Annotated in this window: 19 protein-coding genes; 10 read left to right on the forward strand and 9 right to left on the reverse strand. The window is 60.1% G+C overall.

From position 1 onward, the window contains the following. Window position 1: 1 nt before the first annotated feature. The 8 genes from RDA78_RS13540 to RDA78_RS13575 form a co-directional block, all read right to left on the reverse strand. Window positions 2-1,090: a DUF389 domain-containing protein gene (locus RDA78_RS13540; protein WP_434055821.1), complete on the reverse strand. Its 1,089-nt coding sequence runs from the start codon at window positions 1,088-1,090 to the stop codon at window positions 2-4. Next, window positions 1,087-2,310, reverse strand: a complete 1,224-nt coding sequence (locus RDA78_RS13545) for a carbohydrate porin (protein ID WP_434055822.1) — start codon at window positions 2,308-2,310, stop codon at window positions 1,087-1,089. Before RDA78_RS13545 ends, RDA78_RS13540 begins: the two co-directional genes overlap by 4 nt. Further along, window positions 2,307-2,993 carry a DUF3299 domain-containing protein gene (locus tag RDA78_RS13550; protein WP_434055823.1) on the reverse strand — a complete coding sequence of 229 codons (687 nt, stop codon included), beginning with the start codon at window positions 2,991-2,993 and terminating at the stop codon, window positions 2,307-2,309. Before RDA78_RS13550 ends, RDA78_RS13545 begins: the two co-directional genes overlap by 4 nt. Before the next feature lie 97 nt (window positions 2,994-3,090). Further along, window positions 3,091-4,494, reverse strand: coding sequence for an amidohydrolase family protein (locus RDA78_RS13555; RefSeq protein ID WP_434055824.1), 1,404 nt, complete (start codon window positions 4,492-4,494; stop codon window positions 3,091-3,093). A gap of 192 nt (window positions 4,495-4,686) precedes the next feature. Then, the gene (locus RDA78_RS13560) at window positions 4,687-6,213 is read right to left on the reverse strand and encodes a sulfatase-like hydrolase/transferase (protein WP_434055825.1); all 1,527 of its coding nucleotides are present in this window, start codon (window positions 6,211-6,213) and stop codon (window positions 4,687-4,689) included. After that, entirely contained in the window at window positions 6,210-7,808 is a 1,599-nt protein-coding gene (locus RDA78_RS13565) for a tripartite tricarboxylate transporter permease (RefSeq protein WP_434055826.1), read from the reverse strand. The genes RDA78_RS13560 and RDA78_RS13565 overlap by 4 nt, the downstream gene beginning before the upstream one ends. Continuing rightward, entirely contained in the window at window positions 7,808-8,353 is a 546-nt protein-coding gene (locus RDA78_RS13570) for a hypothetical protein (RefSeq protein WP_434055827.1), read from the reverse strand. The genes RDA78_RS13565 and RDA78_RS13570 overlap by 1 nt, the downstream gene beginning before the upstream one ends. A gap of 66 nt (window positions 8,354-8,419) precedes the next feature. Continuing rightward, window positions 8,420-9,367, reverse strand: a complete 948-nt coding sequence (locus RDA78_RS13575) for a Bug family tripartite tricarboxylate transporter substrate binding protein (protein WP_434055828.1) — start codon at window positions 9,365-9,367, stop codon at window positions 8,420-8,422. Between the two features lie 93 nt (window positions 9,368-9,460). Here RDA78_RS13575 and RDA78_RS13580 point away from each other — a divergent pair, with 93 nt between their 5' ends. The 7 genes from RDA78_RS13580 to RDA78_RS13610 all read left to right on the forward strand — a co-directional run bounded on the left by RDA78_RS13580 (window position 9,461) and on the right by RDA78_RS13610 (window position 17,627). Then, on the forward strand, window positions 9,461-9,952 hold the full coding sequence (locus tag RDA78_RS13580) for a MarR family winged helix-turn-helix transcriptional regulator (protein ID WP_434055829.1): 492 nt from the start codon (window positions 9,461-9,463) through the stop codon (window positions 9,950-9,952). Further along, complete coding sequence (locus RDA78_RS13585) at window positions 9,949-11,382, forward strand: sulfatase-like hydrolase/transferase (protein WP_434055830.1); 1,434 nt, start codon at window positions 9,949-9,951, stop codon at window positions 11,380-11,382. Before RDA78_RS13580 ends, RDA78_RS13585 begins: the two co-directional genes overlap by 4 nt. Continuing rightward, window positions 11,379-12,227 carry an MBL fold metallo-hydrolase gene (locus RDA78_RS13590; RefSeq protein WP_434055831.1) on the forward strand — a complete coding sequence of 283 codons (849 nt, stop codon included), beginning with the start codon at window positions 11,379-11,381 and terminating at the stop codon, window positions 12,225-12,227. Before RDA78_RS13585 ends, RDA78_RS13590 begins: the two co-directional genes overlap by 4 nt. A gap of 73 nt (window positions 12,228-12,300) precedes the next feature. Continuing rightward, window positions 12,301-12,684 carry a hypothetical protein gene (locus tag RDA78_RS13595; RefSeq protein WP_434055832.1) on the forward strand — a complete coding sequence of 128 codons (384 nt, stop codon included), beginning with the start codon at window positions 12,301-12,303 and terminating at the stop codon, window positions 12,682-12,684. Between the two features lie 223 nt (window positions 12,685-12,907). Next, on the forward strand, window positions 12,908-14,701 hold the full coding sequence (locus tag RDA78_RS13600; RefSeq protein ID WP_434055833.1) for an FAD-dependent oxidoreductase: 1,794 nt from the start codon (window positions 12,908-12,910) through the stop codon (window positions 14,699-14,701). Further along, window positions 14,698-16,578: a 2-oxoacid:acceptor oxidoreductase subunit alpha gene (locus RDA78_RS13605; RefSeq protein ID WP_434055834.1), complete on the forward strand. Its 1,881-nt coding sequence runs from the start codon at window positions 14,698-14,700 to the stop codon at window positions 16,576-16,578. Before RDA78_RS13600 ends, RDA78_RS13605 begins: the two co-directional genes overlap by 4 nt. Beyond that, window positions 16,578-17,627: a 2-oxoacid:ferredoxin oxidoreductase subunit beta gene (locus RDA78_RS13610; protein WP_434055835.1), complete on the forward strand. Its 1,050-nt coding sequence runs from the start codon at window positions 16,578-16,580 to the stop codon at window positions 17,625-17,627. Before RDA78_RS13605 ends, RDA78_RS13610 begins: the two co-directional genes overlap by 1 nt. 63 nt (window positions 17,628-17,690) lie before the next feature. Here the strand turns inward: RDA78_RS13610 and RDA78_RS13615 are convergent, their stop codons facing one another. Beyond that, the gene (locus tag RDA78_RS13615; RefSeq protein ID WP_434055836.1) at window positions 17,691-18,506 is read right to left on the reverse strand and encodes a metallophosphoesterase; all 816 of its coding nucleotides are present in this window, start codon (window positions 18,504-18,506) and stop codon (window positions 17,691-17,693) included. 28 nt (window positions 18,507-18,534) lie between these two features. Between RDA78_RS13615 and RDA78_RS13620 the strand changes: the two genes are divergently transcribed. The 3 genes from RDA78_RS13620 (at window position 18,535) to pcaF (ending at window position 20,951) form a co-directional block, all read left to right on the forward strand. Further along, window positions 18,535-18,720, forward strand: coding sequence for a hypothetical protein (locus RDA78_RS13620; RefSeq protein WP_434055837.1), 186 nt, complete (start codon window positions 18,535-18,537; stop codon window positions 18,718-18,720). A gap of 7 nt (window positions 18,721-18,727) precedes the next feature. Beyond that, the gene (locus RDA78_RS13625; RefSeq protein ID WP_434055838.1) at window positions 18,728-19,603 is read left to right on the forward strand and encodes a PaaX family transcriptional regulator C-terminal domain-containing protein; all 876 of its coding nucleotides are present in this window, start codon (window positions 18,728-18,730) and stop codon (window positions 19,601-19,603) included. 142 nt (window positions 19,604-19,745) lie between these two features. Then, window positions 19,746-20,951: a 3-oxoadipyl-CoA thiolase gene (gene pcaF / locus RDA78_RS13630; protein ID WP_434055839.1), complete on the forward strand. Its 1,206-nt coding sequence runs from the start codon at window positions 19,746-19,748 to the stop codon at window positions 20,949-20,951. Window positions 20,952-20,959: the final 8 nt, after the last annotated feature.

The following is a 20,959-nucleotide window of genomic DNA, read 5'->3' on the forward strand; positions in this document are numbered from 1 at the left end:
ACTACTGTTCATCGCCACGAGCGGTGAAACGGTGGATGTCGACGGCTTCGATATCCACCTGGATCAAGACCTCCTGCTTGATGTCGCGCGAGAGTTGGGCCACGAACCGGTCTAGACCGGCCTGAGCGCTTTCGAGCTCTGCACGGTCCGCCGTCATGACAACGGAGACAAGGACCCGGCCGTGACGATAGTCCACACTGACGGAATGGATCCGGCCAACCTTGTGGTCTTCATTCATGGCCTTGTCGAGATCGAGGTTCTTGTTGACGATCCTGAGCAGGCGGTTCTTCACGTAGATTTCGTAAAGTGCGGTCTGCAGGGGCGGCATAAGCGCATAGCTTCCGAGCATCATCACCATCAGCGTGGCGAGGCCCTTTTTCCAATCGCCATAATTCTGGACGATGAAGACGAGGCCCGCGATGATGACGATGCCGACGAAGTTGGTCAGGAACAGCAGGAACCCGCCGGCGGCAATATCAAGACCTGCATCGCTGAGCCCCAGGTCTTCCATGCCGACCCCGAGCGCCGAACTCGCCTTGTCGCCAAGGGCGAGCCCGATCCCGGTCACTGCAAGCGGTGGGACAAGGGCAACGGCGATCGCGACGCCGGCGATTGAATCGGCAATGCGTGGCCGCGTTTGTGCATAGGCCCCGGCGCAGCCGGCGGCAAGTGCAACAACGAGATCAAGCATGGACGGACTGGTGCGCGCCAGGATTTCCGGGCCGACGACGCGCGCGCCAACCAGGAGAACGCCACAATAGCCGACTGCCACCACGCAACATGACCCCAGAACCGCTGTCGCGAGCGCGCGCGCGACAAGTCTTATGTCGAAGGTCGCGATCCCGAAAGCCGTGCTCATGATCGGTGACATCAGCGGAGCCACGATCATGGCGCCGATCACTGTCGCCGTGCTGTTGGCGATGAGACCAAGCGTCGCCAGTACGGCGCTGAGCGAGAGCATCAGAAAAAACGGGACCGTTGCCCGCGAAGTGCGGTCCATGCGATCGGCGAGATCTTCCCTGCTTGTCAGCTCGTTATGGAGCCGGTTGTCGAACAGCCTGGCCCGGAAAGGGTCCCACCAGCGCTTCATAGCGCGATCCGTCCGCGAAGCCCGAATATGGCGAGGCTGTCTTCAGCCGGGTTCAAAGCCGGGTTCGCGATCAGCTGGACGCTCGGCGTGATCGCCAGGTTCGGCGAAACGGTCAGGCGATAGAATATTTCCGCCGTGTACTGGTCCTCATCAAACGCGTCACCCGGATCGGACCAGTTCAGCCCGACGCCGAGGAGGTCGGTCTGGCGCGTGTAAAGCCCGAGGCCGGCGGAAACTGTTGTCTTGTAGAGGGCTGCTTCGCCTTGAGAAAACCCGGCACGCAGGAATGGCATCCAGCGATTGTCGAAGAACCAGGCCGCCGACCCCGCAACACCCCAGTCATCCCGGCGCGAGCCGTCGTCCGCGCCGTCGCTTTGCCAGAACGTCAAGTGGATGTTGTCGAAATAGATCCGGTCCTGGCTGCTCATGTAGCCGATTTCGAAACTCTTGAAGGTTTCGCCGGTCTTGAACACATCGAAGTTCGGTTCGGCGGGATTGCCGTTGGCATCGGCGATGCTGGCGATCGCGTAGATGTTTTCGTGCAGGCGGACACCGCCGGCAATGGCGAGACCGGGGTTGGGGGCGTTGATCGTCGGGTTGGTGTTGAAGGCCAGGTTCTGGAAAGCGCTATAGGGGCTGACGAGACCGTAAACATCGACAAAGTCGGTTACGTCGATCTGGCCAGCCTGCAGCGTCCAGGCACGATTTTCCGCGCGCTGCGTCCAGAACAGATTTGTCAGGGCCAGTTGGATGTCGTTGAAGGCGGTTCCGGTGATCGACTGGGCGCCGCTGTCAAACCCGAAAAACTGCGGCGCGACATTGGTATAGGCGGTTCTGTGCTCCACCTTGGCGGTGAGGCCGCCATTCTCAAAAGCCTGCCAGGTGCCGTAGATCCTGGCGATGCCGCCGGCGGCGTGACCCTGGCCGACATCCGCGTTCGACCATTGCCCAAGGCTGAGATAGTCGATCTTGAAGTCGATATTCGCGTTTTCCCTCAGAGCGTCCTTGAAGGCGAACCATGCGGGCAGGTTTGCCTGCAGGAAACGGGACCTGAACTGCGGGTCCGTCAATCCGTCGCCGCCGGTAAGCTCTGCGCGGACGGAACTTGGTCCGCCGAGGCCCGGCGCCTCAATGGTTTCTGCCCATGCGGACCCTGCCGCCGCTGCCATGCCGGTGACAGGACAGAGTGAAAGCACCGATGTCGGGGAGCAAACAGTCATTTGCGATCCGCCTGCCCGCCCTTTCCAGTGGACGGAGGCCGGAGTGGCCATCGTTTCACGGCATTCCCGGGCACCAGCGCTTCCACGCTGGCGACATCAATGGTGAAAGTTGAGGCCATCTTCACCGGACCGTCCACCACGCGCATGACCCTTTGGGAAGGGTCGATTTCAAGACGGCCGCTGACCCTGACCGGTTCATAGATGAACTGGGGGTACCATGCCTCCTCGAACACCAGCCTCAGAAGCTGATTGGGCGGTGGCGGCGGCACATGGCTGCACATGCCGCGCTCCGGCACGAGATATGCCGTGAACCGGCCCTCGGCGTCCGGCGGTGCCGGGATGACGAAGCCCGACAGCGTTGCCTGTGACCCGTCGAGGGCGGGATTACCTGCGGTTGCCGCGCGCTCGCGCCGTTCGGCAACGACCCAGCGCTGCGATATGAGCCAGTCCGGTTCGATGCCGGCTCGCTCCAGTTCATCAACCGCGTCGGCGAGGTTTTGCTCCAGTTCAGAGCGCAGGTTACCGGCAAGGTCCGGGTCTTCCAGCTGCTCACGCATGCGCACAACCCTCAGAAGCGCATCGAGTTGCGCCGTGCTCAGGTTGCGGTAGGGATCCTCGAAGGTCTGGGCAGCGCGGTCGGGAAGGTCGCTCCAGGTGACCTCCGATGCATCTGCAGAACCCACTTGAGCGAGTGCAAACAGAAAGCTTGCGGCTAATCCCGCGAGGACGCACGTCTTCGCTGATCGAAGCGAGAGGAAAGTCATCATTTCCGGCTCCGGATCAGTTCAGCGTGTTCTTGTAGATCACGCCGTCCTTCATGATCAGGCGGATCGTTTCGGGACTTTCGGGACGCGGATCGGCTCCGAACCATTGATCACCGGTTCCAACCACGCTGAAGTCCTCCAGCGGATTGCCGTCGATCAGGAGAATGTCCGCGTAGGCGCCTTCCTCGATCACGCCCAACTTGCCGTCCAGATACGGGTTCATGAAGTCTCCCGAAAGGGCAACAATCTCTCCGCCGGTCGAGGTCAGCGTGACCATCGAGGTGTAGGGGCCGAAGAAATCATTGTTCAGATGTTTCTCATAGGCGATCTGGATGTTGCAGGCTTCCACCGACCCGACACAATCCGTCTGGAAGCCGCGTTTCACCGGGCATTTTTTCATGTTGTCGATGTAGCCAGCGAACGTCGCCGAGGCCGACTTCGCCTTGGCGAGACTCGACGGCACGCTGGCGACTGCGGGAATATCGAGCAGGCCCGGGTCGAAGGCCGTTAGGTTCGTGGTGATATAGGCTCCCTTCTCGGTCATCACCTCGGCGATTTCGCAGTCGAACGAGAACCCGTGTTCGATTGATTTCACGCCTGCCTCGAGCGCGTTCAGGATGGCTTCCTTGCGATAGGAATGCGCCATCACGTAGCTGCCGTATTCGTTCGCGACCTGGACAGCCGCCTCGATTTCCGCCTTCGATCCGGCAAGCAGTTGCCACGGGTCGAAAGCGGACACAACACCTCCGGATTGCATGTATTTGAGCTGGGTGGCACCCATTCGAAAATTATTGCGCCCGTATTTGTGAACATCGGCGACGCTGTCGACTTCCTGGGCCATGTTGAGACGGCTGAAGTTGGTTTCCGATCCCGGAGGTGCGGTGAAATTGGCGAAATCGGCGTGGCCGCCGCGGGTGCCGAGAAAGGCTGCCGACGGGTAGTATCGCGGACCGGGGATCTTGCCCGCATCGATGGCCCGGCGCAGGCCACCGTTGCCGCCGCCGGCATCGCGCACGGTGGTGAAACCCTGCATCAGATACATTTCGGCCATTCTGGTTCCATGAATGCCGAAGTCTTCCCAGGTGGTATTGGATTCCATCAGCGGCAGGCTTGGTCCCATGAGCATGAGGTGGGCGTGGGTCTCGATGAACCCGGGCGTCAGCGTTCGGCCGCCACCGTCTATGGATTCGGCGTCCGGCGCATTGATTGCTTCGGTGGAAACCGACTTGATCAAGTTTCCTTCGACCAGCACGCTGGCATTCTCGATACGCTGTTCGTTGACCCCGTCGAAAACATGGACATTCGTGAACAGGATCTGTTTCGGTGGAGCGTTCTCCTGGGCAATGCCACTGCTGCTTTGTAAGCAAACAAGACCGGTCATGATCAGTGATAAACTGGTTAAGCTTGAAATCTGCGGCATTCGAATCCCACCCTGTTCTTACGTCGTTTTTCACCTGTACTGTTCAGATTCAGCGCAGGCGTTTTTTCAGGTGATTTTATTGCAAACAATTTATGTTGTTCTGTCAAACGTGAAGTAATATGTTATTTTATTACTTTGCTAATCTGACAATGGGATATTTGAGTAACTTTGTGATCTTTGACTTGCACCACGTTACGCCGTGCCAACCGGCGTATTGTGAGGCTGGAGGTCGTCCGGACGGGTGGCGATGTAACCCTCCAGTTTCCGGCGTGTTCCGGCCACTGCCGGATCGTCGAAGAGATTGTTTTGTTCAAACGGATCCGCCGTCAGGTCGTAGAGTTCGCCTGCGCCTGAGTTTTCATCGATCGTCAGCTTGTGCGTGCGCGTGCGCACGGTGCGCAGTTCGAGCGCAACTCCGACCCGTCCGGGAAGCAGGCCCCATTCGTTGAGTGCGAAGTCGCGGGTTGCGTCTGCCGTTTCCAGGAGCGGGCGCAGACTTTGTCCATGCTGGGTCAGTAGTGGGTCAGCGCTTCCGTAGTCGAAAAAGGTCGGGCCGAGATCAAGCGTCGAGACGGGCTGGTCGACCGCTGCACCGGCCCGGATGCCTGGGCCCCTTGCGATCATGGGAACACGCAGCAGACCCTCGTAGTGCATCGGACCTTTCAGGATCAGGCCGTGATCGCCCAGCCAGTCGCCATGATCGGAGATATAGATCACGATGGTGTTGTCAGCGATGCCGGCTTCCTGCAATGCAATCATCAGGCGACCAACCTGGTGGTCGATGAAAGCCAGCTGACCGTAGGTGTTGGCGATGATCTCACGCAACTGCTCGTCCGTCTGGGGGGCGATGCGGCTGTACTGCTTGCGGATATCCGCGAATTTGGGATCCGCCGGATCATTTTCCATAGCGGCCCTGTGCCACCAGGGTTTGCCGTCGTAATGGCGGGTGCGGTTTTCGGGTAGATCGACTTCCTCCGGCTTATGAAGCCAGGACCAGGGCTCGGGGCAGTCGAAGGGGTGATGCGGATCGGGGAAGCTGATCCAGGTGCTGAAGGGCTTTTCCGTGTCGCGTCCATGCTTGAGCCATTCAATGGCCCTGTCGGCGGTCCACGGGGTGTTGTGCCAGGCGGTTGGCAGTTTCGAATGCCAGGTCTGCGCTGCATCCTTGGTGTCGCCGGCATTTTCCCACATCAGCCTGATCTTCTCGTCACCCCTTCCGTCCATGTGAAAGTAGCGTTCGTAATGCTGTCCGGCGGGCGGCTTTTCCGGTGCCCACCAATTGTGCCCGACAAGCATCAATTCAAGATGCTGAAAGCCCATATAGGGACCGTTCCAGTCTGCCGGGTAGTTTGCGGAAGAGCGCAGGCACTCCGGTGAACCGGTCGGCTCATAGGTGTGGTAGGTCGAGAAATGGGCCTTGCCGAAATAGCTGGTCTGGTAACCGGCGGCAGCCATGGTGCCGGCCCAGCCTTTTTCGCCGATCTCCCGGTCAAGGTCGATGCCGTTGTCGTGGACACCATGAGTCCGGCAGAGCTGACCCGTGAGGATCGAGGCCCGCGCGGGCTGGCATACCACGGACGGTGTGATGCAGGCCGTGAAATGCGTGCCTTCGCTTGCAAGCTGGTCGAGATGAGGGGTCTTGACCTTGCGCCCCATGAAGCCGAAGCAGTCGGCGCGTTGCTGGTCAGCTGAAATCAGCAGGATGTTGGGACGGGTCATTTGCCTGAAACCTTAGGGCTGCGAATGGAGAAAAAGACGATTGCCACCGCGGCCAGGATGAAGACGGCGGCGACGGGGCTTTTCAGAAGAAAGAAAGGGTCGCCGCCGGTTGCGGAAAAGGCCTGACGCGCGGTTTCCTCAAGGCGGCTCCCCAGAACAAAGGCGATCACGAAGGGGAGCGGAGAAATTCCGAAGCGCCGCATGAAATAGCCAAGGACACCGAAACCGAAGGCGAACCAGACCGCGCTCATTGCCGTTTCCTGAACGTAGAGCGAGGCGAGTGTGAGCAGGAAGACGACCGGCAGAAGCAGCTGTTTCGGGATCTGCGACAGCACGCCGAGCGAACGCATGAAAACGCCGCCGACGGTCCAGTTCAGGATGTTGGCGATGATCATCGTCGTGAAGAGGCCGAAGACGATCACGAGTTCCGGGTTGAGATCGGTCGAGAACTTGAAGACGGCCGGGCCGGGATTGAAGCCGCCGATGCTCTCGGCCGCCAGGATCAGGAACACCGCCGCCGTGTTGCCGGGGATGCCGAGTGACAGCACCGGAATCAGATTGGCGCCGGAGACGGAGGAATTGGCGGCTTCGGTTGACGCAATCCCCTCAGGCGCACCTTCGCCGAATTCGGGATCCTCGGTGCCTTTGCGCTTGTTATAGAATCGTTGCCCGGTGGCATAACCGATTGTCGCTGCCAGCGTGGAGCCGATCCCCGGAAGCGCTCCGATCGCCGTTCCGATAACCGAAGACCGCGCGACGAACGGCAGGATACGCTTGATGTCCTTCCAGTGCAGGCGCTGGTCGCCTTCGTCCTTGACCATCTCGATCGCACCGCTGCGGCGGGACTGGTGCCAAAGGGTTTCGAGTTCGGTGAAGATCGCCCCCAGAACCAGAATGCCGATGACGGCTGCCGTGATCGGAATGCCGTCCGACAGGGCGTAGGTTCCGAAGCTGAGGCGCGGGTAGAAGTCCTCGCCGGTGCCGATGAACACGGCCAGCAGACCGAGGCCGCAGCTCAGCAGGCCCTTGGCCGGGGAACCGCCGACAACGGCCGCGATGAAGCTGAGCGACAAAATGATGAGCGCGGTCTTTTCCGGAAGATCCAGGTAGGCCTCGACCAGGATCGCCAGAAAGGGGGCGCAAACGATCAAGACAAGATCGGAAAACGTGTCGCCCGAAGCGGAGGAGAAATGCGAGATTTTCAGAGCTTTCCGGGCTTTTCCGGACCGGGCCATCGGGTAGCCGTCAAGCGTGGTCATGAAGGCGTCCGGTGTTCCGGGCGTGTTGAAAAGGATCGCAGGCACGGCGCCGCCCACCGTTGAGCCTTTCATGACACCGATCAGAAAGCCCATGACCGGGAGCAGGGCGTCCGCGTTGAAACCGAAGACGGAAATCAGGATCGGCAGGGAGATTGCCATTGCAATGACACCGCCGAGCCCGGGTGTTGCGCCGACCACGATCCCGAGGATCAGGCCGAAAGTGACCATCGCCAGCGTGACGGAGATGGTGAGGCCGAACACCGAAAACAGTTCCGGCCCCTGGAAAACCGCCAGTGCTCCCATCCAGATATAGTCGAGCGCGCCGAGGTCCGACATCAGACGTCTCCGTTTGGAGGCAGAAGAACGTCGTCAAACGGCAGGTCGTACAGCATGATGATCCCGGCGACCGCGATGATCGCGATCAGCCCCGCGCGCAGCGAGGGTTTGCCTTCCACAAAGGCGATCATCGAAAAGACCATGAGACTGCCGCCAAGCGCAAAACCGATATACTTCCAGGGCGCTGAGTCGCGCAGGAGCCTGTACTCGTTGCCGTCCTGAAAAAGGGCAACCGCGGCGGGACCTGCCCAACGCATGACAAGGATCGAAACGATCCCCAAGGCAATCATCGCGCCAATGAACTTCAGATTATCCAGGCCCGGGCGCTGGTCTTCCGTTCGCTTTTCGATCAGCAGCATCAGGCCGGCAATGAGAATGAACGCTGCCGCCAGCGCGGGTGCGAGGCTGTCGCCGACGATGTATTTTCCGCGCGAGCGTTCAACCAGCCAGGTATCCGTATCGAGGGGGATCCAGACAAAGACAACAAAAAGCGCGATGACAATGCAGGTAAGGCCCAGAACAAGATTGGTCGAAAGTTTCTGCATGTTCCGGCCCCCGGGGTAAGGGTCGCCGCGGGCAGGGGAAATCTGCCCGCGACAAGGGGTAACGGCTTATTCGTTGACCGCGGAGATCAATGCTCCGGACGCGTCGAAGCTTTGCTGGAGACTGGCTTCCAGATCCTCGCCCGAAATGACAACCGGGCCACCGAAGCCCTTGGTAATGAAGGCATTGGCCTTGCCGCCATCGCTGGTGACGATTTCGCCGATCGCCTTTGCAATCGCGTCGCGGGCCGCCGGGTCCACGTCGGGCGGACCGGCAAAAAGGAAGGTGGTTTCGTTGACAAATTCAACGCCGAAATCCTTGAGAAGCGGCGCATCCGGCGAATTGATCAGCGGTTCACCCCTTGCAGAAGCAAGCTCGACCATGTCGCCGGCCGCGACAGCCTTTGCCTGGATGCCGGCGCCGAAACCGATATCCATGTCACCGGCGTTGAGTCCATTCATGACTGCCTTGCCACCGCGGACCGAGATGATGTTGAAATCGACGCCGTTTCTCTTGCCGGCAAGGTAGGCGATGTCGCCCAGCAGTCCCGTCATGACGCCGAAGCGGATTTCCTCGCCGCCCTTAGCCGCTTCGATAACGTCGGCAAAGGACTTGTAGCCCTTGGATGTCAGTGCGACGACGGCCATCTGAGTGCCGGCTGTCGTCGTGATTGGCGTGACATCGGTTGGTTTGCCTGCTTTCGCAGACGCCATGTTGTAGCCGAGCGTTTCGGAGACGATCATGCCGATCGTGGTGCCGTCGGCGGGGGCATCTTTCAGTGCCTTGACCGCGTTCAGCCCACCTTTGCCGGTGACTTGCTCCGGTATGACTTTCCAGCCATGACGGGCTTCCAGTTCCTCGGCGATGAGCCGCGCCTGGGTGTCGGCTCCGCCGCCTGCGGCGAAGGCTATGATCATTTTGATGGGGCCAGGCGGTGTCCAATCGGCAGCGTAGGCAGATCCTCCCGTAGCGGTGAGGAATGCGGCTGCCATTACGGCTTTGAGCATTCTTTTCATTTTGTCCTCCCTGTTTCATCAAGAGAGCCATAAATTAGTTGACTGGTCAACATTAAAGTTGACGGGTCAACCAATGCAGGCGAAACTGATGCCATGATCAAGAGCCCAAACCAGCAGGCGGAAGACAGCGACACGTTCTTTGCCCAGCCGCTGCACCAGTTTCTGACCTACCGCCTGTCGCGCGTTCAGGCGAAGCTGAACACCCAGGCGCAGAGGATACTGTCCGAGGCGGCCGATATCTCACTGATCCAGTGGCGCATCATCGCGTTGATCGGCTCGTCCGGGGACAGTCATGCGGGCGAGCTCACGCGGCGCGCAGCGCTCGACAAGGGCCTGTTCAGCCGCAACCTCAAAACCCTGATGAAGCGGGGGATGGTCACGAGCCGGGAGGACAAGGCAGACCATCGCATCGCCATCCTGTCCCTGACCGGAGACGGGCATGCGCTTTACCAGAAAGTCCTGCCGATCATGCGTGCACGGCAGCGCGCCCTGCGGTCCAGCATGACAAAATCGGAACTCGATACCTTGCACAGTGCTCTCGACAAACTCGAGATCGCAGCAGAAAGGGATGACCTGGACATATGACGCAGCCGAATCTCCTCGTCATCATGTCGGACGAACACCAGGCCCGCGCCATGGGCTGTGCCGGTCATCCGTTTGTTCAAACGCCGCATCTCGATGCCCTTGCGGCAAGGGGTATCCGTTTCACCGATGCCTATACACCGTCGCCGATCTGCGTTCCGGCGCGCGCGGCCTTCGCGACCGGAAGACATGTTCATCAGAACCGGCTCTGGGATAATGCCATGCCCTATACCGGGTCGCCGTCCGGATGGGGGCACGCATTGCAGCGGACCGGCGTCCCCGTCGAGAGCATCGGCAAGCTGCATTACCGGCATGACGAAGATCCCGCGGGTTTCGACACAGAACACATCGCGATGCAGGTTGCCGGGGGCGTCGGCATGGTCTGGGCGTCGATCCGGCAGGAGGAGGAGCGGGTGCATATGCCGGGCAGAATGCTCGGTGATTACATTGGTCCGGGGACCAGCAATTACACCGACTACGACGAAGCCGTTGTTGAGAGATCGCAACGCTGGTTCAAAGAAAGAGCGCTTTTGAAGGACGCGCGTCCCTGGTGTCTTTATGTTGGCCTTGTCGCACCGCATTTTCCCTTCGTGGTTCCGGAGGACTATCTCGGCCTTTATCCTGCCGATCGCTTGCCGGAGGTGAAGCTCCATCCGAGGACAGGCTACGTGCGCCATCCCTGGGTGGAGAAGCAGAACGCGATGGCAGACTCGGAGAGTAAGTTCCGGGACGAGGCCGAGCGTCTGTGCGCAATGTCGGCCTATTATGGGCTCACCACGTGGATGGACCACAATGTCGGCCGGATCCTGAACGGTCTCGAGGCGGCCGGTTTTGGAGACGACACTCTGGTCGTCTATACCTCCGATCACGGTGACAATGTCGGTGCACGTGGTTTGTGGGGCAAGTCGAACCTGTATCAGGAAAGCGTCTCGATTCCGATGATCATGGCCGGGCCCGGCATTGCTCCGGCGACCTGTGACACACCTGTCAGCCTTCTGGATCTTTCGGCGTCGATCCCCGCGCATTTCGGCTCCGAGTTTGATTGCGAGGGGCAGCCGCTTCAGGAGATTGCTGCAAGGCCGGCTGATCCGGAGCGTCCCATTCTCAGCCAGTATCACGCAGTCGGTGCGGTTTCGGGCGCGTTCATGCTCCGCAAGGGGCGCTGGAAGCTGAACTGGTATGTGGATTATCCACCCGAATTGTTCGATCTGAAGTCCGACCCGGAGGAACTGACCGACCTTGCCTCCGATCCCGCTTACAGGGAAACGGTAAGGTATCTGGAGGGTGAACTGCGCGGTCTCATGGATGTTGATGCTGCGAACGAACAAGCCTTTGCCGACCAGGCTGCAATGGTCGAGGGATACGGTGGCAGGGAGAAAGCGATGAAGCTCGGTGCGCCCGCCGCAACACCGCCGCCTGAGCTGCCGGGATGAAACTGACGGTTCTCGGGTCCGGTTCGCCAGAACCTTACGCGCGGCGCGCTTCGTCCGGGTACCTGGTTGAAGCTGGTGGCGAAAAAATCCTGTTCGATTGCGGCGGCGGGGTGGTGAGCCGGTTGATCGAGGCGGGGCACAGTCCGGCCGATATCGACTGGGTCTTTTTCAGCCATCTGCATTCCGATCACATGATGGACTATGCCCGGCTTGTGCACGCGGCCTGGGAGATCGGCGGAAAGCGTCTCAAGGTGTTTGGACCGCGTCCCTTGCAGCATATTCATGACCGCCTGTTCGGACCGGACGGCGCGTTTGCGCATGACCTGCATGCCCGGATCGACTTTGCCCCCAGCCAGGAAGTCTGGCGTGCGCGTGGCGGCGAGGTGCCGCGTCCCTGGCCGTCGCCCGAGATAACCGAGATTGAACCAGGCTTCGAGCTTGATGCCGGGCGGTGGTGTCTTTCATCCTGTAGCGTTCCGCATGCGCAGCCGCATCTGACCTGCATGGCGTTTCGTCTTGAGTGCGGGCAGAAGACGTTTGTCTATTCGGGAGACGCCGGTCTGTGCGATGACCTGAGTGCGCTTGTCCGCGATGCGGATCTCTTGTTGCACTGGTGCTATCGGCTGGACGGAGAACCCGCGCAGCCCTTGATGGCGCGAATGACCCCGACGCCCACCGAAATAGCGGAGTTCGCGAAATCGGCGGGGGTGAGGCGACTGCTTCTGACCCATTTCAGGGTACACATGGACAGCCCGGACAAGATGGCGTCCGCTCAGAACGCCTTGCGCTCGCTATTTCATGACAAGGCAACAGTCGTCGAGGATCTGGACACATACGAGATCTGAGGTCACGCCGGATTGCGGTGACGTGATCGATGGCCGTCTTTGCGTGCCGATAGATCTGACGCATCCTCGCTGTATGGACAAACAACCACCGCTTCTTCTTCTCCTGATGGCACTGTTCGTCAGTCCGGCCAATGCGGGTGACCATGACCGGTTCCTCGGCACGTGGGGAACGGCGGAACAATGTGCCCGCGCGCCAATCAAACCGGGCGGGACCGTGCTTGCCGCGCCTTTCGAGATTGGACGGGTCTGGATGAAACAGGGACAGCTCTGGTGCAGCCTCGACTGGGGTCCCGTCGAGACAATGGACGATGGGGCCTTCACGGCTGCGACGGCTCAATGCGGCGAGGACAGTGTGCGCGGGTATTTCCTCGGGCTGCGGCTGACCGGTGACGAACTGACGCTGCGTTGGGATTTTCCCCATTCCAACGGCCCCCTGAGGCGTTGCCCGGCATCATGAAGCCGGATCCGGATTGTCGCAACAAGTCCGTTCGCGATGAATTGAAACCGCTCTTCCTCCAGGCCCGGTTCCGCTGCATTCCGGCGTCCGCAAGCTCTCGGGCAAGTATTCGAAAGTCAAATATCTTCTCCGATCTGATGGTGTAGTCTTTACACGGGTGATTACGGCACGCTTTAATTTGAAGCAGCCATATGTCTTGGACTCATGGGAGGGGGAAAAGGACGTGCGAGCCACCGATACGACGAATCCTGAATATTTTCACAAGGTCGTCGACTGCCAGTATGCCTGCCCGGCGCACACGCCGGTGCCTGCCTATATTCGCCTGATCGCGCAGCAACGGTATACCGATGCCTACCTGATCAACTGGGAAAGCAACGTGTTTCCCGGCGTGCTCGGTCGTACATGCGACCGGCCGTGTGAGCCTGCCTGCAGGCGTGGCCGCGTCGAGGAGGAACCCGTAGCGATCTGCCGGCTGAAGCGTGTCGCCGCCGACTTCAAGGACGAAGTGGCGGGCCTTTTGCCGAAGGCAGGGCCGCCCAACGGCAAGAAGGTTGCCCTCATCGGGGCCGGTCCGGCATCGCTGACGGTTGCACGTGATCTTGCGCCGCTTGGTTACGAGTTGCACCTTTATGACGAACAGGCCAAGGGCGGCGGCTTCATGCGCAGCCAGATCCCTTCGTTCCGATTGCCGGAAAGCGTACTTGATGAGGAAATCGGCTATATCCTCGATATGGGCATCACGACGGTGTTCAACACCTATGTCGACAGCATGGCCGACATGCTCACCAAGGGCTATGACGCGGTCTTTGTCGGGTCCGGGGCTCCCAAGGGGCGCGACCTGCCGAAGCTCCCGGGCCGCAAGGAAGCCGATGCGAACATTCATATCGGCATCAACTGGCTCGCGAACGTCGCCTTCGAACACATCAAGGAAATCGGCAAGCGCGTGATCGTGCTTGGCGGCGGCAACACTGCCATGGATTGCTGCCGTACGTCGCGCCGTCTTGGCGGCGAGGACGTGAAGGTGATTGTCCGCAGCCCCTTCGAGGACATGAAGGCGTCTCCCTGGGAAAAGGAAGACGCCATGCACGAAGGCATCCCCATCATCGACAACCACGTGCCGCGCGAATTCGTGGTCGAGGACGGCAAGCTCGTCGGCATGACCTTCGGAAAGGTCAAAGCGGTCTATCACAGGGATGGCCGCCGCGAACTCGTTCCGACCGGCGAAGAACCCGAATTCTTTCCGTGCGATGACGTGCTTGTCGCCATCGGCCAGGAGAACGCCTTTCCCTGGATTGAAAAGGAGACGGGCATCCGCTTCACCAGCTGGGGCACACCGATCATCAATGATGACGAGACGTTCCAGTCCACGCGCAAGGAAGTCTTTTTCGGCGGCGATTCCGCCTTCGGACCATCGAACATCATCACTGCGGTGGCACATGGCCACAAGGCGGCCGTCTCCATCGACCTCTACTGCCACGGGAAGGACCTTTCCAAGCGGCCGCCGCCGGATGTCACCCTGGTGGGGCAAAAGATGGGCATCCATGAATGGAGCTACGATTCCATTCCGATCACCGACGAGCGCAAAATCGTTCCGCTGGAAGATCTCAAGAAATCCCTGAGCGACCGCATGGTGGAAGTGGAGCTGGGTTTCGATCCGGAAACGGCGTTCATCGAGGCGGAGCGGTGTCTGAACTGTGATGCGCAGACGGTGTTCACCGATTCCAACTGTATCGAGTGCGACGCCTGCGCGGACATCTGTCCCACGAGTTGCATCACCTTCACCCAGAATGCACCCGAAAAGGAATTGCGTGGCAAGCTCATGGTCCCGGCGGAGAACGCCGAGCAGGACCTTTATGTCTCCGGAAAGCTCACGACGGGGCGGGTCATGGTGAAGGACGAAGATGTCTGCCTGCACTGCGGCCTGTGCGCCGAGCGGTGTCCGACGGCTGCATGGGACATGCAGATGTTCTTTTACAATGTTGCGAAAGCGTCGCCCAACCTGGTGGATGTCAAATGAAACAGCTCGAGGGCGTCAACGATTTCGTGGTCAAGTTCGCCAATGTGAACGGGACCGGGTCCGCATCGGCCAACCATCTGTTTGCCAAGGCAATCTTCCGGATGGGCGTGCCGGTCAGTCCGCGCAACATCTTTCCGTCGAATATCCAGGGTCTGCCGACCTGGTACGAGGTGCGGGTCAGTGCCAAGGGCTATCTCGGCCGGCGGGGCGGCGTGGACCTGATGCTTTGCGTCAACCCGCAGACGATGGAGGATGATATCGCCAGCGTCGGCCCTGGCGGGTACTTCGTCTACGATTCCACCCGGCCTCTGGCACCGCATCTCAAGCGCGACGACATCAGCTATTTCGGTATTCCTCTGACAGAGATGTGCATGCGCGAATTCAAGGTTGCGCGGCTGCAGCAACTCCTGAAGAACGTGGTCTATGTGGGTGCGCTCGCGGCCTTGCTCGATATCGACTTTTCGATCCTCAAGGACCTTTTGAGCGATCAGTTCAAGGGCAAGGAAAAGCTGATTTCGCCCAACGTTCATGCGCTCGAAATGGGGTATCAGTTCGCCAAGGAGAACTTTTCCTGTCCTCTGCCGATCCGCCTGGACTCGAGTGTCATCGACGCGCCGCATATCCGCGAGAGCCAGCATATCCTGATGAACGGCAACACGGCTGCAGCTCTCGGCGCCATCTATGGCGGTGCGACAGTCGCGGCCTGGTACCCGATCACGCCGTCAACATCGGTGGTCGATGCCTTTTCCAAATATGCGGAGCGGATGCGGATCGACGCGGGCACGGGCAAACGGAACTTTGCGATCCTGCAGGCGGAGGATGAACTGGCGGCCATGGGCATTGTTGTCGGGGCCAGCTGGAATGGTGCCCGTGCGTTCACGGCAACATCCGGCCCTGGGCTGTCGCTGATGAGTGAGTTTTTGGGCTTGGCCTATTTCGCCGAGGTGCCTGTCGTGCTGATCGACGTGCAACGATCCGGGCCGTCAACAGGGATGCCAACCCGAAGCCAGCAGTCGGATATTCTGGCAGCGGCCTATGCCAGTCACGGCGATACCAAGCATGTCCTTCTGTTCCCGGCGACGCCGCGGGAGTGTTTCGACATGACCGTGCAGGCCTTCGATCTTGCGGAGCAGCTCCAAACCCCGGTGATCATGATGTCGGACCTCGATCTGGGCATGAATGACTGGATGTCACCGCCGTTGGAGTGGGACGACGACTACGAGATGAACCGGGGCAAGGTGCTGGACAAGGACGCGCTGGACGAGGCGGAGACCTGGGGGCGCTACGTCGACGTGGACGGCGACGGCATCTGCTACCGCACCCTGCCGGGTACGCATCCCGACAAGGGGGCGTTCTTTACCCGGGGGTCGTCGAAAAACGACATGGCGATCTACTCCGAGAAGGGCGACGACTACGTGGAGAACGTCGACCGGCTCCTGCGCAAGTTCGAGACCGCCAAATCCTACGTTCCTGTTCCCAAGGTGCATGATCCGATCCCGGTCAAGAAACCGAAAACCAAGCAGAAGCTCGGCGCGCTGTTTTTCGGGACCTCCGCCTCACCATCATACGAGGCGGTCGAGATCCTGGCCGAGGAAGGTTACCCGATCGATGTCATGCGCATTCGGGCCTTCCCCTTTCACGAAAGTCTCGATGCCTTCGTGCACGAGCACGACATTGTCTTCGTCATCGAACAGAACCGTGACGGGCAAATGCGTCAGTTGATCATGAACGAGTGCCATATCGCGCCGGACAAGCTGACCTCGGTCCTGAACTATTCCGGCACGCCGATCACCGCGCGGACGATCGCCCGTCAAATCCGGCGCGCGCTCAACGCCACCAGTGCCGACGTCGTCAAGCTGCATCCGGAGACTGCCTGATGTCCTACTACAAGCCGAAATTCCAGCACCCGAAGCTGCCGAAAAACGCCCTCGGATACACGGTTGCCGACTATGACGGATCGATTTCGACGCTGTGCGCGGGATGCGGGCATGACAGTATTTCGGCGGCGATCCGCAACGCCTGTTTCCTGTCATCCATTCCGCCGCACCGCATCGCCAAGCTTTCGGGCATCGGCTGCTCCTCGAAAATGCCGACCTATTTTCTCGGACGAAGCCACGGCTTCAATTCCGTGCACGGCCGGATGCCGTCCGTTGCGACCGGGGCAAGCGTCGCCAATCGGGATCTGATCTACCTGGGTGTCTCCGGCGATGGCGACACCGCCTCCATCGGCATGGGTCAGTTCGTTCACCTGATCCGGCGGAACGTCAACATGACCTATATCGTCGCGAATAACGGCTGCTACGGCCTGACGAAGGGCCAGGACAGCGCGACCGCCGATCTCGGCTCGGTGGGCAAGTACGGAACTCAAAACCCCTTCGAGGGCATCGACCTGGCAAGCCTGTCGGTGCTTCAGGGCGCAAGTTTCGTTGCGCGCAGTTTTTCCGGTGACAAAGAGCAGCTGGAGCCGCTGATCCGCGCAGCCATGGCCCACAGGGGTTTTGCCTTCATCGATGTGGTGTCGCCCTGCGTGACCTTTGCCAACAACGCCGGGTCAACCAAGAGCTACGCGGCCACGCGCGACAACCTGGAAGCCATGCCTGTCGACTTTGTCCCGATGCGCGAGGAAATCCGGACGCAGTACAAGGAAGGCTCGAGCCAGACCGTCACGCTGCATGACGGGTCGATCATTCATCTGCACAAGGCCAGCAAGGACTACAAGGCAGACAACCGCGAAGATGCCCTGATGGCCCTTCAGGCCGCGGATCGCTCAGGAAAGGTTCTGACCGGGCTGCTCTATCTCGATCCGACGTCACAGGATCTCAATCATACGATGGAGCTTGCCAGCCAACCGCTGAACAGTATGGGCAAGGACGAACTCTGTCCGGGAAGCCGCGTGCTGAAGAGCATCAACGAGGGTTTGCGGTAGCGGCGCTCGATCTGGCCGATTTGATTGCCGGCACCGACGTGATCAGATGTTGTCTTCTGACAGCTAGCCATCGGCCTCGGTTTCGACCCAGGTCGCATTTCGCTCATCGAGAAAATCCATGGAATGGATAACCGTGCTGCGCGCGTCCAGAAACGCAACGTTGTAGTTCTGGGCCATGCCGCCATATCCGACCCGATCCCTGTTGCCGGAAAAGTCCGGCCAGTTCGGGTGGCTGGTCGAGCGCGGGGCTGAGAGCGGAATTCCGCAGACGGACCCGGACAGGCTGAAGTGGCAATGACCGAAAAAGATATGCCGGATGATGGTTTTGTAGTCTTCCAGAATATCCTGAAACGCGTCCGCCTGGACGATCCCGATCTGGTCCGCGTTGGCGACGTGGACGGTCATCGGGTTGTGGTGCAGGAAGACATAGGCGCTTGAGTCCCGGCGGACGACTTCGTCGAGTGCGGAGCGCAGCCAGGCCTGGCGTTTGTCGCAATAGTGGCCTGCATGGGTGCCGGGTTCGTTTGTGTCCAGGAACAGAATATGCCCGCGAGGTGTCTCCTCCATCCACTGGACGAAGCCGTTTTCGTCGACAGGTGTCTGCGGGAATGCAGCGAGAAAGACCGCCCGGTCGTCGTGATTGCCGATCATCAGGCGCGGGTTCATCGAAATAAGTTTGGTTTCCTGCAAGAGCGCAGTCAGAAACGCGTAATTGTCCGCTGTGCCGTGATGCGCCAGGTCTCCGGAAATGACAACCATGTCCGCATCGGAGCAGTGGTCCAATACGTGTTCGACGCAGGCCCGGAAGTTGTCCGCGGGGACCGATCCCATGATGGGATCATCCTGAATATGGGTGTCCGAGATGTGAACGATCTTCAAGGCGAGGGCTCCGCGTCAGGTGTGATCGATGACTGATTTCGCAGTTTGCGCCCAAAGTCAATCGGCGAAATGTGCGGTGGAGCAGCGCCAACATTTGCGTCGGCTGTCTGGCACGGAGGATCGTTTGTTTTTGATATGCCGAGAGGATATAAACATCACAGTTTTTGAAAATGTTTCCGGTTTTCGTGCTATGATCATCGCATACCGTTTGTGAGACCTGCATGACCACAAAAGAAATCGGCACACTCATCTCGTCCCCGCGTAGCACAGACATTCCGCGTGCTCCGGCTTTCATTGTCACGCTTTACGGCGATGCGATCGAGCCGCGCGGCGGGACGTTGTGGATGGGAGATCTCGTCACTTGCTGCGCAGAGCAGGGGATCAGCGAAAGCCTGGTCAGGACCGCGGTGTCCAGGCTTGTCGCGGCCGGCAAGCTTCTGGGCGAACGGATCGGGCGACGAAGTTTCTACAGACTGACTGAACAGGCGCAGGCGGAATTCAGGTTGGCGTCCAAGGTGCTCTACACGCCCCCGCCCGTGGCGCGCGGCTGGTTGCTCTCCTTGAAGACCCGTGAAACGCTTCCGGACGGTTGGGTTTCGCTGGGGAGTGGTGTCGCTCTTGCGCCAAATCGCTCCGATATTGTCCGGCCTTCCGGCGCTCTTGTCACCGGCGAGGCGATCGGCGAGCGCAAGGACTGGCCGGAACTTGCCGCTGATCTGTGGGATCTGGACGTTGTCGGTGAGAGGTACCGGTCGTTTCTGGAACGCTATGATGCGCTTGAAGAGATGCTGCGTGTCCGGAGCCTGAACGATGTTGACGGAAAAACTGCTCTGACGTTGCGCTTGCAGCTCATTCATCACTACCGGCTGGCCGCACTCAAAGATCCGCGTTTGCCGCGCGAAGCGTGGCCCGAAGACTGGCCGGGGCCTGAAGCGCGGCGGCTGTTTGTCAATGCCTACATGGCGCTCGCGTCAGTGGCGGACGGGTTCATCGGGCAATCCTTCAGCGATTCCCTGGGTTTGCTGCCATCTGCGACAGAGGCAACGGCGCTGAGGCTGGACAGGCTGGGGCGCGAGGCGGTCTCGTTCACAGGCTAAGCGCGTCAACTTCCGAGAGGTTCGTATCAAAGGATCACACTTTCTTTTGATTTAGGGTTTCATGTGTGATGTTTTGATGTTATAACGTTGACCGTTCGGTCGATGAATTTAGTTGGCCTCAGATTTCCAGCGGGAGAGAGCAATGCCGGAAGCCTATGTCTGCGATGCAGTCCGTACTCCGATCGGGCGGTATGGCGGCGCCCTGTCATCGGTGCGCGCAGACGATCTGGCTGCGATTCCACTTGCGGCCCTGAAGGAGCGTAATCCGGACGTCGACTGGGACGCGGTCGACGATGTTATCCTGGGATGTGCCAATCAGGCCGGGGAAGACAACCGGAATGTCGCGCGCATGGCCGTTCTCCTGTCCGGTCTGCCCGTCTCCGTTCCAGGGACGACCGTCAACCGGCTGTGCGGGTCCGGTATGGATGCGATCGGACTGGCTGCCCGCACGATCCGCGCTGGTGACGCAAATCTGATGCTTGCCGGCGGTGTAGAAAGCATGAGCCGGGCGCCATTTGTCGTCGCCAAGGCAGGTGCCGCCTTCTCCCGCAACGCGGAAATGTACGATACGACCATCGGCTGGCGCTTCAAGAACAAGAGCCTGGAGAGTGCGTTCGGTACACACTCCATGCCCGAAACGGCCGACAATGTCGCCGAGGACTTTGCGATTTCTCGGGCCGACCAGGACAGGTTTGCGGCTGAGAGCCAGCGCCGCTGGGAGGCTGCGCAAAGGGCAGGCGTGTTCAAGGACGAGATCGTTCCCGTCACAATCCCGCAGCGCAAGGGAAAGCCGGTCGTCGTCGATGCCGACGAGCATCCACGCCCGGGGACCAGCGCGGAGGCGCTGGCAAAACTGCGCGGCGTCAACGGGCCGGACCTAACCGTGACGGCGGGGAACGCCTCCGGTGTCAATGATGGGGCGGCCGGGGTGATCGTTGCCTCGGAAGCGGCAGTGAATGCAAACGGACTTGTTCCGAAGGCGCGGGTCGTGGCCATGGCGGCAGCGGGCGTGCCGCCGCGGATCATGGGGATCGGGCCGGGGCCAGCGACCCGAAAGGTTCTCGATATCGCGAGCCTTACCCTTGAAGAGATGGATGTGATCGAACTCAACGAAGCGTTCGCTTCGCAGTCGCTGGCTGTTCTGAGGGAGCTTGGGCTGCCGGACGATGCCGGGCATGTCAATGCAAACGGCGGAGCGATTGCGCTTGGCCATCCGCTCGGCATGTCCGGAGCACGGCTGGTTCTGCACGCGGCCTATCAATTGCAGCGCACCGGAGGCACCTACGCGCTGTGCACGATGTGCGTGGGTGTGGGACAAGGCATCGCACTGGTGCTGGAGCGGGTGTAGAATTGGAA

Origin of the sequence: Roseibium sp. (assembly GCF_051016195.1) — a bacterium.
Taxonomy (GTDB): domain Bacteria; phylum Pseudomonadota; class Alphaproteobacteria; order Rhizobiales; family Stappiaceae; genus Roseibium.

Bases quoted from the DNA above. Each gene is read 5' to 3' on its own strand.
- RDA78_RS13610 (WP_434055835.1), top strand. From the start codon at position 16,578: ATGTCCTACTACAAGCCGAAATTCCAGCACCCGAAGCTGCCGAAAAAC.
- RDA78_RS13570 (WP_434055827.1), bottom strand. From the start codon at position 8,353: ATGCAGAAACTTTCGACCAATCTTGTTCTGGGCCTTACCTGCATTGTC.
- RDA78_RS13605 (WP_434055834.1), top strand. From the start codon at position 14,698: ATGAAACAGCTCGAGGGCGTCAACGATTTCGTGGTCAAGTTCGCCAAT.
- pcaF (WP_434055839.1), top strand. From the start codon at position 19,746: ATGCCGGAAGCCTATGTCTGCGATGCAGTCCGTACTCCGATCGGGCGG.
- RDA78_RS13540 (WP_434055821.1), bottom strand. From the start codon at position 1,090: ATGAAGCGCTGGTGGGACCCTTTCCGGGCCAGGCTGTTCGACAACCGG.
- RDA78_RS13565 (WP_434055826.1), bottom strand. From the start codon at position 7,808: ATGTCGGACCTCGGCGCGCTCGACTATATCTGGATGGGAGCACTGGCG.
- RDA78_RS13625 (WP_434055838.1), top strand. From the start codon at position 18,728: ATGACCACAAAAGAAATCGGCACACTCATCTCGTCCCCGCGTAGCACA.
- RDA78_RS13590 (WP_434055831.1), top strand. From the start codon at position 11,379: ATGAAACTGACGGTTCTCGGGTCCGGTTCGCCAGAACCTTACGCGCGG.
- RDA78_RS13575 (WP_434055828.1), bottom strand. From the start codon at position 9,367: ATGAAAAGAATGCTCAAAGCCGTAATGGCAGCCGCATTCCTCACCGCT.
- RDA78_RS13560 (WP_434055825.1), bottom strand. From the start codon at position 6,213: ATGACCCGTCCCAACATCCTGCTGATTTCAGCTGACCAGCAACGCGCC.
- RDA78_RS13580 (WP_434055829.1), top strand. From the start codon at position 9,461: ATGATCAAGAGCCCAAACCAGCAGGCGGAAGACAGCGACACGTTCTTT.
- RDA78_RS13620 (WP_434055837.1), top strand. From the start codon at position 18,535: ATGACTGATTTCGCAGTTTGCGCCCAAAGTCAATCGGCGAAATGTGCG.
- RDA78_RS13545 (WP_434055822.1), bottom strand. From the start codon at position 2,310: ATGACTGTTTGCTCCCCGACATCGGTGCTTTCACTCTGTCCTGTCACC.
- RDA78_RS13585 (WP_434055830.1), top strand. From the start codon at position 9,949: ATGACGCAGCCGAATCTCCTCGTCATCATGTCGGACGAACACCAGGCC.
- RDA78_RS13555 (WP_434055824.1), bottom strand. From the start codon at position 4,494: ATGCCGCAGATTTCAAGCTTAACCAGTTTATCACTGATCATGACCGGT.
- RDA78_RS13595 (WP_434055832.1), top strand. From the start codon at position 12,301: ATGGACAAACAACCACCGCTTCTTCTTCTCCTGATGGCACTGTTCGTC.